We start from the raw sequence: 14,008 nt of genomic DNA on the forward strand, positions 1-14,008 counted from the left end.
GGTCAGCCGGGCATTACGGTGGGACACGAAGACCTCCGTGCGGTGTGTTCCTAGACAGCTCCACCACATCGGAGGTCTTCGCCATGTTCAAGGCCCGCCAGTGTCAACAACGCTCGTGATCAATACAGCTAGGTGCACCACCACAGGAAGCGGTCGCAGGTCTCGGACGGCGTCGGGGTCGGGGCCGGCTCGGACGGGCCCGGCGCGGTCGGACGCGGCTTCGACGTCGCCGGGGTGGACGGCCGGGAGGGGCCGGGGCCACCGGTGGCCGGGACGGAGGGTTCCGGTGCGTCGGAGGCCGGGGTCTCGGGGTCCGGCGAGGGGGTGGCCTTCGTCTTCTTCGCACCCCCGTCCTTCTTCTTCTCGCGGTCGCCGCCGTCATCGTCCGGACGGCCGCTGCCAGTGGCCGGGCCCGTACTCGGCCCGCCGCTGTCACGCACCACGGGCTCGGCGGACTCCGTCACGCCGCCACCGCGGTCGGCCACCGGCTTCTCGCTTGCGGGCGCGGGGGACGGCTCCCGGAAGTACCCCTCGTTCGCCAGTTCCGCCATGAACAGGGCGGCCAGCACCGGACCCAGCACCGCGGCCACCACGACCCTCCGGCGGGCGCGCCCCGGACGGGCGCGGCGTGCACGGCCACCGCGGGACTTGGGCTTGCGACGGGTCGCGCCGGACGACGACCGCTGCGCCCTGCGCCGTTCCGCACGCGACAGGGGCGCATCGGAGGCCCCGTCGGCGCCCGTGCCCGCCTCCGCCGCCCCCGACCCGGCCGTGGGCAGCTCGAGTTCCTCGACGGGCTTTCCGCATCCGGGGCAGGAGAGCGCACCGTTGAGATGGCGGCGGCAGGGAGGGCAGTAATCCATGACGCCGGGCAGGTTATGTGACCGATGAACAACCCGGATACGGGCGGGTGTGAGGATCCTGTGCAGGGGGCCGCACCCTTGCGCGAGAACCGCCGGAACGGGTACACCGGTCCCGGTCCGCCACGGTTCGGACCCGGTCCGAGGTGAAGGCCCCGGTCCTGTCGGGTTTCGCCCCGCGGGGGCGGATACGCGACCATCCGTGTACCGCGGCGCCACCCCGGGCCCGGATCCCGCGGGGCGGGCGGGGCGGGGGTCCCGCGAGTGGGGGCATGGCAACAGGCTCTTCCCCCCGGAGGAGCGGTGCCCCGGTCCCGGCAGGGGCGTGGCACCAGTCCCCGGGCAGATGTGGCCACCGGGCCCGCGGGACGCACATGGCACCGGTCCGCAGGGCGCACGTGCCATCGGACCCACGGAGGGAACGGGTTACACCCGTCCCGCCGCGCCGCACCCGGCACGCACGGACCACCGGGCCCGCCGGAGACACGGGCCGCCCGGACCGGGCGGGTGCTGCGACAGGATGGGGGCATGGCTTCCGCGTCCTCGTTCCCCGGGTCCGAACCGTTCCCCGATTCCTTCCCCTTCGTCCTCGTCCTGCTGCGGCGGATGGCCGACTTCCAGCCCGGGCTGGTCGAGGACGCGCTGCGGGAACTCGGGTTCGGGCGGGCCGTGATGCGCGAGGCCAACCGGCGCTGGCAGGCCATGCAGCGGTCCCCGCGACGGCGGTCCGCCGTGGCCCGCTACCGCTCGGTGCTCGGCCCGCCCGAGACCTCCGCGAAGCGCCGGATCGGCGATCTGACCTGCGACGCGCTGAGCTGGCCGGTACCCCTGTGGCCGGATCTGCGGTTCGAGGTGCTCACCGCGCCCGGTGGGGCGGTGTGGAACGAGTGGCTGGTGCGCGCCCCGGGCGCGGCCGGGCCGAGCCTGCGCACGGCCGCCGATCTGCTGCCGTGGTCCTGCACGGTGGACGAGGTGGCGCGCGCCTTCGCGCCCGCACGGCCCATGGAGGGCTCGGCGCCCACCCGTTGGCGGCTGGCCTTCGACGCCCCCGGAACGGAGGAAACGGAGAAAGGTGAACTCCGCCCTTACGTGGCGGAGTTCACCTGGGGTCTGCTCCAGCGCGTGGAGCAGGGGGAGAACGTCAGGCCAGCTTCGCCGACAGGGTGATCTCCGTACCGGTGAGCGCCTGGCTCACCGGGCAGTTCTTCTTGGCGTCCTCGGCGGCCGCGACGAACGCCGCCTCGTCCAGCCCCTCGACCGTGCCCTCCACGGTGAGGTGGATCCCGGTGATGCCGGTGCCGGGCTGGAAGGTGACCTCGGCCTGGGTGGTGAGCTGCGTCGGCGGGGTCCCGGCCTGGGTCAGACCGTGCGACAGCGCCATCGAGAAGCAGCTCGAGTGCGCGGCGGCGATGAGCTCCTCGGGGCTGGTCTTGCCGTTCGCCTGCTCGGCGCGGGAGGGCCAGGACACCGGCTGCTCGCCGATCCCGGACGAGTCGAAGGTGACGACTCCCTTGCCCTCGGCCAGATTGCCGTTCCAGACGGTGTGCGCAGTGCGCGTCGTAGCCATGCTCGCTGTTCCCTGCTTCCTGTCAGCTGTCAGGTGACGCCGTTCGGACGGACGACGCACCACGGACGGTCGGGTCCGATCATCCGGCCGTGGCCGCACCGCTGCCGGTTGCGACCCGCCCGGAGTTCGGCTCCGAGCCTACGTTCCAGGCGACAACCGCCGGGCGGCCGTGCTCGGTTCCCAGTCGACTGAGGGTCGCGGTGTCGAGGCGGAACAGCGCTCCGGCGGACGGGGGCAGGCCCAGCCGACGGGCGGTGAGCACCCTCAGCACATGGCCGTGGGCGACCAGCACGACGTCCCCGCGGTCTCCCGTCCCGTCCGTGGCCGTCCCGTCCGTGGCGTTCCCTTCGAGCGCCGGAGCGATCCGGGCCAGCACCCGGTCGACCCGGGCGCCGATCTGCTCGGGGGACTCCCCGGGGTGCTCGGCGTCGCCCGGTGCCACCCCGTCGGTCCACAGGTTCCAGTCGGGGCGGGTGCGGTGGATCTCGGGGGTGGTGATGCCCTCGTAGCCGCCGTAGTCCCATTCGTGCAGATCGGGCTCGGTCTGCGCGCTGTCGAGCCCGGCGAGCCGCGCGGTGTGCGCGGCCCGGCCCAGCGGGCTCACCAGGACGAGCCCGATCGTCCGTCCGGCGAGCAGTGGGCGCAGCGCACGGGCCTGTTCCTCACCGCGCGCCGTCAGGGGCTGTTCGGTCCAGCTGGTGTGCTTCCCCGACCGGCTCCACTCGGTTTCGCCGTGCCGGATCAGCACCAGCTCACTCATGGCCGTCGGATGCCTTCGCCTCGCCGGCCTCACCGGCCCCGCCGGACTCGCCCGCGGCCTTCTCGGCGGCGGCGATGTCGGTGCGGACCTTGTCCATGTCCAGGGCGCGGGCCTGGCCGATGACGTCCTCCAGCGCCTCCGCGGGGAGGGCGCCCGGCTGGGAGAAGATGGCGATGTTCTCGCGCACGATCATCAGCGTGGGGATGGACTGGATATCGAAGGCGGCAGCGAGCTCGGGCTGGGCCTCGGTGTCGACCTTCGCGAAGGTCAGGTCCTGGTGACGCTCGGCCGACCGCTCGTAGACGGGCGCGAACATCCGGCACGGTCCGCACCACGACGCCCAGAAGTCGATCAGTACGAAGTCGCTTCCCGAGACGATCTCGTCGAAGTTGTCCTTCGTGAGTTCAACGGTGCTCGTGCTCGTGCTCATGCCTGAGATCCCGCTTCCATACGTCGGCAGATGCCACGACGGTAACCCCTCTCCCCCGCCCGGTATTCCTCGGGACCGCTCTTCCGCAGGTCAGGGGCGTGGTGCGGGACCTGCGGGGCGGGTAAAGGCGGTGCCCGACCGGGCCGGGCACCGGATGTCGGGTGCGGCAGGGTGGGCCCTCCCTAGCGTGGTGAACGCCAAGAGGCCAGGAGGCCAGAAGGCCAAGAGGAAGGAGGCCGGGAGTGCTGGAGCGGCTGAATCAGGCCATGGACCATATCGAGGACCGCCTCGACCAGGAGATCGACGCCGCCGAGCTGGCACGGATCGCCGTCACGTCGGAGTACCACTTCCGGCGGCTGTTCTCCGCGCTCGCGGGTATGCCGCTGTCCGTCTACGTCCGCCGCCGCCGGCTGACCGTCGCGGGGGCCGAGGTGCTCTCCGGAGAGCACACCCTGCTCGAGGTCGCGACACGCTACGGCTACGGCTCGGGCGAGGCGTTCGCACGGGCGTTCCGCGCGATGCACGGCATCGGTCCGGGCGAGGCCAGGCGTGACGGCGCCGCGCTGCACTCCCAGCCACGGATGTCCTTCCGCCTCATCGTCGAAGGGAGCGTCAGCATGCGGTACCGGATCGTGGAGAAGGAGGAGTTCCGGGTGGTGGGCAGGAGGGCCCGTGTCCCACTGGTCCACGAGGGACACAACACGGCCATCATGGACTTCGTACGGGGTATCGGCCCGGAGACCCTGACCAGGCTGGAGGCACTGAGCGACCAGGAGCCGCGGGGGATCGTGGCCGTCACGGACAACCTGGACGACAGCCGCGCCGAGGGGACCGAACTCGACTACTACCACGCGGTGGTGACGGGTGGAGGGGCTCCGTCCGGCCCCGGCGATCTCGACACACTCGCCGTCCCGGCCGGGGACTGGGCGGTGTTCGAGGTCTCGGGCGAGTTCCCGCAGGTGATCCAGTACCTGTGGCGGGACGTGTTCACCCAGTGGTTCCCGTCGAACCCGTACCGGAGCAGGCCGGGACCGGAGATCCTGCGCACGCGCCCCGCGGAGGACGGCAGCCGTGGCGACGCGGAACTGTGGATCCCGGTGGAGCGCAGCACGCGGTGACACACCGCTGAGCCCCGGCCCGGCGGGGCCGTGCCGCGTCGCCGGTGCCGGCGGCGCGGCGTCGCCCCGCTCCCTCGCCCGCTCCCCGGGCGCGGTCACTGGTCGTGGCGGTGGACCACCGCCACCGCGACCCCGGCCGCGACCACCGCCCAGACCGCGTACACGCACCACGCCCCGCCGGTCGTCCAGGAGTGCGCCACCCCGCTGTACACGCCGGACCGCGTCAGCCGGAACCATGCGCTGAGGAGCAGGGAGTGGTCGATCACGGCACTCCAGTACCGGTCCTCGCTGAAGATGGCGGGCAGCAGGACGATCACGGCCACGGTGGACACCAACGCCGCCCCGGCCTGCCGGAGTACGGCGGCGAGCGCCATACCGATGAGCGCGGAGACCGGTGGCAGCAGCGCCGACGCGACGATCACACGGACCACGCCCGGGTGGCCGATCGGAACCCCGACACCCAACTCCGACAGGATCGCCTGAGTCGCGCAGAACGAGAGCAGCGACACCACCGCCCCGAAGACGGCCGTCACCCCCGCCATCACGGTGACCTTGGCCGCCATCACCGAACGGCGCGCCGGGACGGCCGCGAAGGTCGTACGGATCTGCCCGGTGCTGTACTCGCCGACGACGCTCATGGCGCCGAACGCACCGAGGGCCAGTACGAGGATGGTGGCGGCGTTGCCGTTGAAGATGAGTCCGACCGCGATCCCGTCCTTGATGAACGCGGCCGTGTGCCGCGGGTCGTCGGGCCAGTAGCGGTACTGGTCGTAGGCGGTGCCGATGGTGAACCCGAGTACGGTCAACGCGGTGACCACCAACGCCCAGACGGTCGAGCGCAGGGACCACAGCTTGATCCACTCGGCGGCGAGCAGATCGCGGAACCGGGCGGACGGCTCGACGGCGCCACCGCGGGTGTCGGGTACGGAGGTGGTTGTCATCGTGGTCATCGGGGTTCCCCCGCGAGGTATTCGACGCTGTCGGCGGTGAGTTCCATGAACGCCTCCTCCAGGGAGGCGGTACGGACGGTCAGTTCGTGCAGCGGCAGGCGGTGGTGGCAGGCGAGGTCGCCGATCCGGGCGGCGTCCAGTCCGGTCACGGTGAGCGCGCCGCCGCCTTCCCCGCTCCCGTCTGCGTTTCCGTCCCCGTCCGCGTCCCGCCGTACGGTCGCGCCCTCGCCGGTCAGCACCGCCGTCAGCGCGGCGACGTCGGCGTTCCGCGTGCCCACCCGTACGGTCCGGCGGTCGCCGCGCGCCGAGAACTCCGTCAGGGTCTCCGCCGCGAGCAGCGCACCGCGGCCGATGACCACCAGGTCGTCGGCGGTGTGCTCCATCTCCGACATCAGATGGCTGGAGACGAACACCGTGCGCCCCTCGGCGGCCAGCCGCCGGAACAGCCCGCGCACCCACTTCACACCCTCCGGGTCGAGGCCGTTGAGCGGTTCGTCGAAGAGCAGCACCGGAGGGTCGCCGAGCAGCGCGGTGGCGATGCCGAGGCGCTGTTTCATGCCGAGCGAGAAGCCGCCGATCCGCCGCCGTGCCACCTCGGCGAGACCGACCTCCCGCAGCACCTCGTCCACCCGCCGGCGCGGGATGCGGTTGCTCCGTGCGAGGGCGCCGAGATGCGCCGACGCGCTGCGTCCGCCGTGCACCTCATGCGCGTCCAGCAGCGCCCCGACGTGGCGCAGCCCGCGCGGACATTCCCGGAACGGCTGGCCGCAGACGGTCACCGAACCGCCGGTGGGCTCGTGGAGGCCCAGGATCAGCCTGAGGGTGGTGCTCTTGCCCGCGCCGTTCGGCCCGAGGAACCCGGTCACCCTTCCCGGCCGTACGGTGAAGCTCAGCGCGTCGACGGCGGTGTGTACCCCGTAACGCTTCGTCAGTTCCTTGACTTCGATCACGTGGACCACGCTGCCGCCCGGTGCCCCCGGTCGTCGTCGGACCGCCGCCGACACTTCCCACCACCGGTGTCACCCGTGGGTGTACATCCGCGGTCCGATGTCGCGCGGCCACCGCCTCGTTACCATCGCCGCATGCCCGCCACGCCGCCTCCGCCCCTCCTCAGACGTGTCCCCCCAGGGGTCTGGACGGCCATCACCTGGTGTGCGGGCGCCGCGCTCTCGTTCCTGCTGCGCCTGCGGCTGCCCGGGGAGCCGCAGCCGACCGTCTACCCCGGGGTGTTGCTGTATCGCTGGGACGGTCTGACCGCGCTGTCCCTGGCCACCGCCCTGGCACTGGCCGGGAGCGCCCGGCTGCCCCGCCGTCCGCTGGGGGCGCTCGGGCTGCTGCTCGCCGGTTCCGTCATCGGATCGACCGCCCTGAGCGTCGCGGAGATTCCACTGCTGCAGTTCCTCGCGGTGGACGTGGCCATATGCGCCATCGCCGCCACCTGGCCGCGCCGTACCGGACTGATCGCCCTGGCCATGTCCCTCGGCGTCCTGATCGGCTACGCAGCCACGCGGGTGCTGTGCCGCTGGCCCGTCGGCACCTCGACGGAGCTCACGGTGGCGCTGACCACCGTCATCGCCTGGCTGCTCGGCAACTCCGCCCACCAGGCGCGGGAACACGCCGAACGGTCCCGCGCCCAGGCCGCGGCGCAGGCCGTCACCGCCGAACGGCTGCGGATCGCCCGCGAACTCCACGACATGGTGGCGCACAGCATCGGCATCATCGCCCTCCAGGCGGGCGCGGCACGCCGGGTCATCGACACCCAGCCCGCGGGGGCGCGCGACGCGCTCGACGCCATCGAGTCCGCGGGCCGGGAGACCCTGTCGGGCCTGCGCCGGATGCTCGGCGCGCTCCGCCAGGCCGCACCGGTCCCCGGCCAGGACACCGACGTCCAGGGGCTCGGCCTCGCGGACCTCGACCGGCTGGCCGCGAACACCACGGCGGCGGGGGTGCGGGTCGACGTCCGGCGGTCGGGCACCCCCCGTCCACTGCCGCCGGAGGTGGACATGTCCGCGTACCGCATCGTCCAGGAGGCGGTCACCAACGTGGTCCGCCACGCCGGCGCCGATGCGTGCCGGGTGACCATCGACCACCGGGAGGACGCGCTGTCGGTGGAGGTGGTGGACGGGGGCCGCGGCCCCGAACGCGACACCGGCTACGGCTACGGCCTGCTGGGGATGCGGGAGCGGGTGGGCCTGCTGCACGGGGAGTTCACGGCGGGCCCGCGGCCGGGGGGCGGTTTCCGGGTGGCGGCGCGGCTGCCGGTGGTCGGCGTCCCGGTCGCCGCGGTGTCGGGCGCGGTTGCCCGGTGACCGTACGCGTGGTCCTCGCCGATGACCAGCCACTGGTCCGGGCGGCACTGCGGATGGTGCTGACCGAAGCCGACGACCTCGAACTCGTCGGGGAGGCGGGCGACGGCACCGAGGCGGTCGCACTCGCCGAGAGCACCCGGGCCGATGTGGTGGTGATGGACATCCGGATGCCCGGTGTGGACGGCATCGAGGCCACCCGCCGCATCACCGCGGGCCCCGGCACGGCCCATGTCATCGTCCTCACCACGTTCGACGACGATGACTACGTCTACGGCGCGCTGCGCGCCGGGGCCTCCGGATTCCTCGTCAAGGACATGGCCCTGGACGACATCCTGGCCGCGATCCGCGTGGTCGCGGCCGGGAACGGCCTGATCGCCCCGAGCGTCACCCGCCGCCTCATCAAGGAATTCGCCACCCGCCCGGCCCCGAGGACCCCGCGCCCCGTCGAGGGCATCACCGACCGCGAACGCCAGGTCCTGACCCTCGTCGCCACGGGCCTCTCCAACTCCGAGATAGCCGCGGAACTCTGCATCACCGTGGCCACGGCCAAAACCTACGTCACCCGCCTCCTCGCCAAACTCACCGCCCGCGACCGGGTCCAACTCGTCATCCTGGCTTACGAGTCGGGGCTGGTGTCCCCGCCGGGGTAGCGCGGGAGCGTCGCTTGTCCCCATCTCCCAGATCCGGTCGGGCTCTTTCCGGAATACTCAGCACGAGGGTGGGAGAGGGAAGTGGTGGGCGGTACACCTTGCGGGGTGAGCACCCGAAGCGTCTGCAGCATTCGCAAAGTAAGTAAAATCGGGCACCCAAGCACCTAGACCACCAGGTCGCTTCCTCTGCTCCCCGCACCCGCGGGGTTGGTCCCCCCAGGCTGATGGCGTCCGCAAGCCCGAGCTCCTGCTCCCCGCACCCGCGGGGTTGGTCCCTCTCCTCCGTGTTGGTCGCCGTGCACCGTGAGCTGCTCCCCGCACCCGCGGGGTTGGTCCCGGCCGGTACACGTGCACGTCCTGCGGACACAACTGCTCCCCGCACCCGCGGGGTTGGTCCCCGCCTCGGCACCCCCTTGCCCAAAACCCGCCACCTGCTCCCCGCACCCGCGGGGTTGGTCCCATCGCCGCCATCGCCAAGCCCGAAGGCCTCGGGTGCTCCCCGCACCCGCGGGGTTGCCCTGCGGCCCGCCGGCGGGCGTCGCGCGCCCCCGCTCGCCCTCGGGCAGCAGCCGGCCTCCGGCCGCGGGCAGGGCGCCGCGCCGCCGCCGGGCCGGGCCGATCGGCGGAATCGTGTGGGCAGAACCGGCGAATTTCCGTATCGGCCGAGTTACCCGCCGCCGCGTCTGCCCGGTGGGGGCGGTACTTACCCGTTTGATCTGATCGTCAGATATTTGGCTTTATAGATCATCCGGAGGAATCAGATGCGAATCGGTAAGAAGGCAGCGCTCCTCGCCGCGGCGTCCGCGACGCTGGTGATGGTCGGCGCGGGCAGTGCGGCCGCGTACGGGGTGCCGTCCGCCGGGCTCGGCGACAGCGGCAACGGGATCACCATCAACAGCTTCAGCCTCGTCTTCCAGAAGAACGACTGCGGTGTCGCGACCGGCACCGTCGCTCCCGTCAGCGCGGCGGCCCCGACCGGTGCCGTCAACATCGGCAGCAACTGCTCCAACGTCATCGGCCGCTGACCGCCGCTTCGGTCCAATCGCCCCCTCGGGTCCCGGCCCGGGGGGCGGGTTCGGGCCGAAGAGCGCCGCGGTTCGTGTCCATCCGGGCACCCGGCTCGTTGTCCCGTTGTGGGACACGATCGTGGGCGGTGTCATTGCCGTGCTGACGGGCCGGGGCGGGGTAGGGTGCGCCACCCGGCTCAAAAAGATCGTTCCTGACCTGAAAGACCAGGTCAGGAACGTTTTCGCGAACATCTGCGCGGTGGGGCGGGTGGGACTCGAACCCACGGCCGACGGATTATGAGTCCGCTGCTCTAACCGGCTGAGCTACCGCCCCGTAGCGGCGCGCCTTCACAGATGTGCGCGCCGTCTGCCGCAGCATAGCCGCTCATACGATCTGCTGCTCCGGCAGGCCGATGTTGGACGCGCCCGCGGCTCGATCATGGCTTGATCTCGTCGTTCCGCCGTTCGGAGCACTCACGCCCGGGCCTGAACCGGGCATGAAAAAGGGCCCCGCAGGGCCCTCTCCCGTTGGCTCCCCCGACTGGACTCGAACCAGTAACCCTCCGGTTAACAGCCGAATGCTCTGCCAATTGAGCTACAGGGGACCGAGCTCCCCCGACTGGACTCGAACCAGTAACCTGCCGGTTAACAGCCGGCTGCTCTGCCAATTGAGCTACAGGGGATTGCTCCGTGTGCCTCGACCGCGCCCCCGTCCGGAGTTCCCGGAGGGCGTGCGTTCGCTGCGACACATACATTAGCGCAAGCAGGGGGGTGCTCCGCCAATCGGTATCCCCGCGGGCGGCCCCCGGATGATCTGTCGGTGATCTGCGGGTGATCTGCGGCACGGGCGGGTAGGCGAGCGGCACGACCCCGGGGTCCGACGCGAAGGACAACCAGAAGGGCAGGTCGATGCGCTACCGGCTGACGTTCATCACCGGGCTGGCTGTTGGTTACGTACTGGGCACACGGGCCGGCCGCGAACGGTACGAGCAGCTGCGCGGCTGCGCGCAGCGGTTCGCACACAACCCCGCCGTCCGCAACACCGCTGAATCGGCCGCGCACGGCGGTCGCCAGGCCGCCGTGAAGGCGCTCGGCAAGGTGCGGCCGCTGCGTGAGCGGATCGGCGGGCAGCGCGAGGAGCGGGTGCTGGAGGAGGACGACTGGGGCACCAGCAACACCTAGCGCCCTCGGTGGCATCATCGGGGCCATGGGGATAGTCGCCGGGTTGGACAGTTCGTCCGACAGCACACGAATCGTCGTCTGTGACGCGGATACGGGAGCCGTACTCAAACAGGGGTACGCCCCGCATCCAGCCGTCGGCGGCGACGGATCGCCGTATGACTCCCCACATGACGTGGACCCGCAGTCCTGGCTGCTCTCCCTCGGCGAGGCCGCCGAGGGCGGGCTGCTGGAGGGAGTGCAGGCCATCGGCGTCTCCGCGCAGCAGCACGGGCTGGTCGCGCTGGACAGGGGCGGGGCGCTGGTGCGCCCGGCGCTGGTGGGCAACGACAAGCGCGCGCAGGCCGCCGCCGCCGACATCATCGAGGCGCTCGGCGGCCGCGCCGCATGGGCCCAGGCGGTCGGCGCGGTGCCGACCTCCACCCAGGCGGTCGCCAAGCTGCGCTGGCTGACCCGGACCGAGCCGGACGCGGCGCACCGCATCGCCGAGCTGATGCAGCCGCACGACTGGCTGGTGTGGCAGCTTCTCGGACGGCCGCACCGGCGGACGACGGACCGGGGGACGGCCTCCGGCACCGGCTACTGGTCGGCCGCCACCGGCTCCTGGCGCCCGGACCTCGTGGAGCTGGCGCTCGGCCATCAGGTGCGGCTGCCCGAGGTGATCGGCCCCGCCGAGGCGGCCGGGCACACCCCCGAGGGGCTGCTGATCTCCGCCGGGACCGGCGAGACGATGGCCGCGGCCTTCGGGCTCGGCGTCGGCGTCGGGGACGCGGTGATCTCGCTGGGGGCCTCCGGTTCGGTCTTCTCCGTCCACCACGAGGCGCTTGCCGACCCGACCGGCACGATCCTGTCGTACGCGGACGCCACCGGGATGCATCTGCCGGTCGTGCACACGCTGAACGCCGTACGGGTGCTGCGCGGCACCGCCGAGCTGCTCGGCACCGATCTGGAGGGGCTGTCGGCGCTCGCGCTGAAGTCCACCCCCGGTGCGTACGGACTGGTGCTGCTGCCCTATCTGGAGGGTGAGCGCACCCCCCGGCTGCCGCACACCGCAGGAACGCTCACCGGGCTGCGGCGCGAGTCGATGAAGCCCGAGCACCTGGCCCGCGCCGCCTTCGAGGGCATGCTGTGCGGGCTCGCGGACGCGCTGGACGTGCTGCGCGGCCGCGGGGTCCAGGTGCGGCGGGTCTTCCTGCTCGGGCCCGCGGCCGACCTCCAGGCCGTACGGGCCATCGCGCCCGCGCTGCTGGGTGCGCAGATCGTGGTGCCCCAGCCCGCGGACTACACCGCCATCGGCGCGGCCCGTCAGGCCGCCTGGGCGCTCGGCGCCGCGCACGGCACCCTCTCGCCGCACGAGCCGCCCCGGTGGCCCGCGGCGGCCAGCCAGGTCTTCGAACCGGGTGAGGAACTGGCCGTGGGGCAGGCGGTGCGGCAGCAGTACGTCGCGGTGCGCGAGCAGACCCATCCGGGTGCGTTCGAGGGCGACGCGGTCTAGGGTCCGTCTTCAAAGGGGGCGTCCGGCCGCGACCGGCGTCTGGTGCGGTAGATCGCAAGGCGGAGGATCGCCCTCGTACTGGGCGTACTCGGGCGACTCCGACAACGCAGCGAGCTGCCGTGCCAGGCGTCGGGAGCAGGGCGGCCCCTTTGAAGACGGGCCCTAGTCCAGGTAGCCGCGGAGCTGGTCGGCGAAGGCGTGGTCGCGGAGCTTGTTGAGGGTCTTCGACTCGATCTGGCGGATCCGCTCGCGCGTCACGCCGAAGATCCGGCCGATCTCCTCCAGCGTCCGCGGGCGGCCGTCCACCAGTCCGTAGCGGAGCTGGACGACCTTGCGCTCGCGCTCGCCGAGGGTGGAGAGCACGGCCTCCAGGTGTTCGCGGAGCAGCAGGAAGGCCGCCGACTCCACGGGGGACGCGGCGTCGCCGTCCTCGATGAGGTCGCCGAGGGCGACATCGTCCTCCTCGCCGACCGGCGCGTGCAGCGAGACCGGCTCCAGGGCCAGCCGCAGCACCTCGCCGACCCGCTCCGGGGTGATGTCGAGCTGGGCCGCGACCTCCTCGTGGGTGGGCTCGTAGCCGCGCTCCTGGAGCATCCGGCGCTGCACCCGGACCACCCGGTTGATCAGCTCGACGACATGCACCGGGACCCGGATGGTCCGGGCCTGGTCGGCCAGGGCGCGGGACATGGCCTGGCGGATCCACCAGGTCGCGTACGTCGAGAACTTGTACCCGCGTGCGTAGTCGAACTTCTCGACGGCCCGGATCAGGCCGAGGTTGCCCTCCTGGACCAAGTCGAGCATGGTCAGCCCGCGGCCGATGTAGCGCTTGGCGACGGAGACGACGAGGCGGAGGTTGGCCTCGATCAGACGGCGTTTGGCCATCCGGCCCTGGACCACCAACCGGTCCAGGTCCAGGGCGAGTTGGGAGTCGAGGTCGGGGGTGGTGCCGAGCTTCTCCTCGGCGAACAGGCCCGCCTCCACCCGGCGTGCGAGCTCGACCTCCTCGGCCGCGGAGAGCAGCGGGATACGGCCGATCTCGCGCAGGTACTGGCGGAAGAGGTCGGAGGACGGGCCGCTGGTGTCGGGCCGCGCGGCCGACGGCACGGGTTCGGGCGGCGCCGCCGCGTCGGCCTCGTCGGGTTCGGGCGGCGGGACCGTGTCGGGCCCGTCGGGTTCGGGCGGCGCCACCGCGTCGGGCTCCGGCGCGGCCCCGTCCGGTGCCGCCGTCATGTCCTCCGCCCCCTCCGGTCCGGCGTCCGGCGCGCCCGTGGCGTCCGCGGAGTGCGGCGGCACGGCCGGTTCCGCGCCGGGCGAAGGGGACGGCCGGGAGTGCGGTGGCGCGGCCGGGGCCGCGTCGGAGAGGGTCTGGGTCTGCACGGGGGCGACCTCCAGGGTGATCGCTGCTGAAGCGGCAGAACGATCGGGTACGGCTGCGGCGGCCACACCGCCGTCCGTCCCGTCCATCATGAGTGGATCTGCGGGGGAATCCGGCAGTGGCCGGTCAACACCGCCGCGCTCCGAGGACTCAGGCACCGCCCCCAGTGTGGAGTACGGGACAGGCCCGCCACGAGGGGCGTGCGGGCACTTTTTACGCAGCGGCCCGTGACCGTCTGACTACCCGGCGGCTACATCTATCGCCCGGGGGGCCACCCGTGGGGCCGGGGAGGCCGGTGGGACGGCGGA

General features: G+C 72.4%; 14 protein-coding genes, 3 tRNA genes and 1 CRISPR repeat array. Of the genes, 7 read left to right on the forward strand and 10 right to left on the reverse strand.

The window, feature by feature from the left end; all coding sequences use genetic code 11:
- Positions 1–128: 128 nt before the first annotated feature.
- Positions 129–863: an SCO2400 family protein gene (locus NMK44_RS08860; protein WP_254740177.1), complete on the reverse strand. Its 735-nt coding sequence runs from the start codon at positions 861–863 to the stop codon at positions 129–131.
- A gap of 525 nt (positions 864–1,388) precedes the next feature.
- Between NMK44_RS08860 and NMK44_RS08865 the strand changes: the two genes are divergently transcribed.
- Positions 1,389–2,027 carry a hypothetical protein gene (locus tag NMK44_RS08865; protein ID WP_254740179.1) on the forward strand — a complete coding sequence of 213 codons (639 nt, stop codon included), beginning with the start codon at positions 1,389–1,391 and terminating at the stop codon, positions 2,025–2,027.
- Here NMK44_RS08865 and NMK44_RS08870 read toward each other — a convergent pair.
- The 3 genes from NMK44_RS08870 to trxA all read right to left on the reverse strand — a co-directional run bounded on the left by NMK44_RS08870 (position 2,002) and on the right by trxA (position 3,617).
- Positions 2,002–2,427 (reverse strand): OsmC family peroxiredoxin, encoded by a 426-nt coding sequence (locus tag NMK44_RS08870; protein WP_254740180.1) that lies wholly within the window; start codon positions 2,425–2,427, stop codon positions 2,002–2,004. The two genes, NMK44_RS08865 and NMK44_RS08870, sit on opposite strands and share 26 nt — an antisense overlap.
- A gap of 79 nt (positions 2,428–2,506) precedes the next feature.
- On the reverse strand, positions 2,507–3,187 hold the full coding sequence (locus NMK44_RS08875; protein ID WP_254740182.1) for a histidine phosphatase family protein: 681 nt from the start codon (positions 3,185–3,187) through the stop codon (positions 2,507–2,509).
- Complete coding sequence (gene trxA, locus NMK44_RS08880) at positions 3,180–3,617, reverse strand: thioredoxin (RefSeq protein WP_254740184.1); 438 nt, start codon at positions 3,615–3,617, stop codon at positions 3,180–3,182. Before trxA ends, NMK44_RS08875 begins: the two co-directional genes overlap by 8 nt.
- A gap of 242 nt (positions 3,618–3,859) precedes the next feature.
- Between trxA and NMK44_RS08885 the strand changes: the two genes are divergently transcribed.
- On the forward strand, positions 3,860–4,735 hold the full coding sequence (locus NMK44_RS08885; protein WP_254740186.1) for an AraC family transcriptional regulator: 876 nt from the start codon (positions 3,860–3,862) through the stop codon (positions 4,733–4,735).
- Between the two features lie 95 nt (positions 4,736–4,830).
- Here the strand turns inward: NMK44_RS08885 and NMK44_RS08890 are convergent, their stop codons facing one another.
- Both NMK44_RS08890 and NMK44_RS08895 read right to left on the reverse strand, forming a co-directional pair.
- Positions 4,831–5,685, reverse strand: a complete 855-nt coding sequence (locus NMK44_RS08890) for an ABC transporter permease (RefSeq protein WP_254740188.1) — start codon at positions 5,683–5,685, stop codon at positions 4,831–4,833.
- Complete coding sequence (locus NMK44_RS08895; RefSeq protein WP_254740190.1) at positions 5,682–6,635, reverse strand: ABC transporter ATP-binding protein; 954 nt, start codon at positions 6,633–6,635, stop codon at positions 5,682–5,684. Before NMK44_RS08895 ends, NMK44_RS08890 begins: the two co-directional genes overlap by 4 nt.
- Before the next feature lie 132 nt (positions 6,636–6,767).
- Between NMK44_RS08895 and NMK44_RS08900 the strand changes: the two genes are divergently transcribed.
- From NMK44_RS08900 to NMK44_RS08910, 3 genes are all read left to right on the forward strand, one after another.
- Positions 6,768–7,994, forward strand: a complete 1,227-nt coding sequence (locus NMK44_RS08900) for a sensor histidine kinase (protein ID WP_254740192.1) — start codon at positions 6,768–6,770, stop codon at positions 7,992–7,994.
- Positions 7,991–8,644 (forward strand): response regulator, encoded by a 654-nt coding sequence (locus NMK44_RS08905; RefSeq protein WP_254740194.1) that lies wholly within the window; start codon positions 7,991–7,993, stop codon positions 8,642–8,644. Before NMK44_RS08900 ends, NMK44_RS08905 begins: the two co-directional genes overlap by 4 nt.
- Positions 8,645–8,830: 186 nt before the next feature.
- A CRISPR array of direct repeats spans positions 8,831–9,165; the repeat unit is 29 nt; unit sequence CTGCTCCCCGCACCCGCGGGGTTGGTCCC.
- A gap of 240 nt (positions 9,166–9,405) precedes the next feature.
- On the forward strand, positions 9,406–9,669 hold the full coding sequence (locus tag NMK44_RS08910; protein ID WP_254740196.1) for a hypothetical protein: 264 nt from the start codon (positions 9,406–9,408) through the stop codon (positions 9,667–9,669).
- 242 nt (positions 9,670–9,911) lie between these two features.
- On the opposite strand, the gene NMK44_RS08915 is transcribed toward NMK44_RS08910, so the two are convergent.
- The 3 genes from NMK44_RS08915 to NMK44_RS08925 all read right to left on the reverse strand — a co-directional run bounded on the left by NMK44_RS08915 (position 9,912) and on the right by NMK44_RS08925 (position 10,334).
- Positions 9,912–9,985 (reverse strand) — tRNA-Ile (locus NMK44_RS08915).
- A 195-nt stretch (positions 9,986–10,180) separates the two neighbouring features.
- Positions 10,181–10,256 (reverse strand) — tRNA-Asn (locus NMK44_RS08920).
- A gap of 5 nt (positions 10,257–10,261) precedes the next feature.
- Positions 10,262–10,334, reverse strand: a tRNA-Asn gene (locus tag NMK44_RS08925).
- Between the two features lie 226 nt (positions 10,335–10,560).
- Here NMK44_RS08925 and NMK44_RS08930 point away from each other — a divergent pair.
- Both NMK44_RS08930 and NMK44_RS08935 read left to right on the forward strand, forming a co-directional pair.
- A complete protein-coding gene (locus NMK44_RS08930; protein ID WP_254740198.1) occupies positions 10,561–10,833 on the forward strand; it encodes a YtxH domain-containing protein in 273 nt (90 codons plus the stop codon).
- A gap of 25 nt (positions 10,834–10,858) precedes the next feature.
- Positions 10,859–12,325 carry an FGGY family carbohydrate kinase gene (locus NMK44_RS08935; RefSeq protein ID WP_254740200.1) on the forward strand — a complete coding sequence of 489 codons (1,467 nt, stop codon included), beginning with the start codon at positions 10,859–10,861 and terminating at the stop codon, positions 12,323–12,325.
- 162 nt (positions 12,326–12,487) lie between these two features.
- On the opposite strand, the gene NMK44_RS08940 is transcribed toward NMK44_RS08935, so the two are convergent.
- On the reverse strand, positions 12,488–13,858 hold the full coding sequence (locus NMK44_RS08940; RefSeq protein ID WP_254740202.1) for an RNA polymerase sigma factor: 1,371 nt from the start codon (positions 13,856–13,858) through the stop codon (positions 12,488–12,490).
- Between the last annotated feature and the right edge of the window lie 150 nt (positions 13,859–14,008).

The organism is Streptomyces cucumeris, assembly GCF_024295805.1.
Taxonomy (GTDB): domain Bacteria; phylum Actinomycetota; class Actinomycetes; order Streptomycetales; family Streptomycetaceae; genus Streptomyces; species Streptomyces cucumeris.

Bases quoted from the DNA above. Each gene is read 5' to 3' on its own strand.
- NMK44_RS08910 (WP_254740196.1), top strand. From the start codon at position 9,406: ATGCGAATCGGTAAGAAGGCAGCGCTCCTCGCCGCGGCGTCCGCGACG.
- NMK44_RS08875 (WP_254740182.1), bottom strand. From the start codon at position 3,187: ATGAGTGAGCTGGTGCTGATCCGGCACGGCGAAACCGAGTGGAGCCGG.
- trxA (WP_254740184.1), bottom strand. From the start codon at position 3,617: ATGAGCACGAGCACGAGCACCGTTGAACTCACGAAGGACAACTTCGAC.
- NMK44_RS08865 (WP_254740179.1), top strand. From the start codon at position 1,389: ATGGCTTCCGCGTCCTCGTTCCCCGGGTCCGAACCGTTCCCCGATTCC.
- NMK44_RS08890 (WP_254740188.1), bottom strand. From the start codon at position 5,685: ATGACCACGATGACAACCACCTCCGTACCCGACACCCGCGGTGGCGCC.
- NMK44_RS08870 (WP_254740180.1), bottom strand. From the start codon at position 2,427: ATGGCTACGACGCGCACTGCGCACACCGTCTGGAACGGCAATCTGGCC.
- NMK44_RS08935 (WP_254740200.1), top strand. From the start codon at position 10,859: ATGGGGATAGTCGCCGGGTTGGACAGTTCGTCCGACAGCACACGAATC.
- NMK44_RS08930 (WP_254740198.1), top strand. From the start codon at position 10,561: ATGCGCTACCGGCTGACGTTCATCACCGGGCTGGCTGTTGGTTACGTA.
- NMK44_RS08860 (WP_254740177.1), bottom strand. From the start codon at position 863: ATGGATTACTGCCCTCCCTGCCGCCGCCATCTCAACGGTGCGCTCTCC.
- NMK44_RS08900 (WP_254740192.1), top strand. From the start codon at position 6,768: ATGCCCGCCACGCCGCCTCCGCCCCTCCTCAGACGTGTCCCCCCAGGG.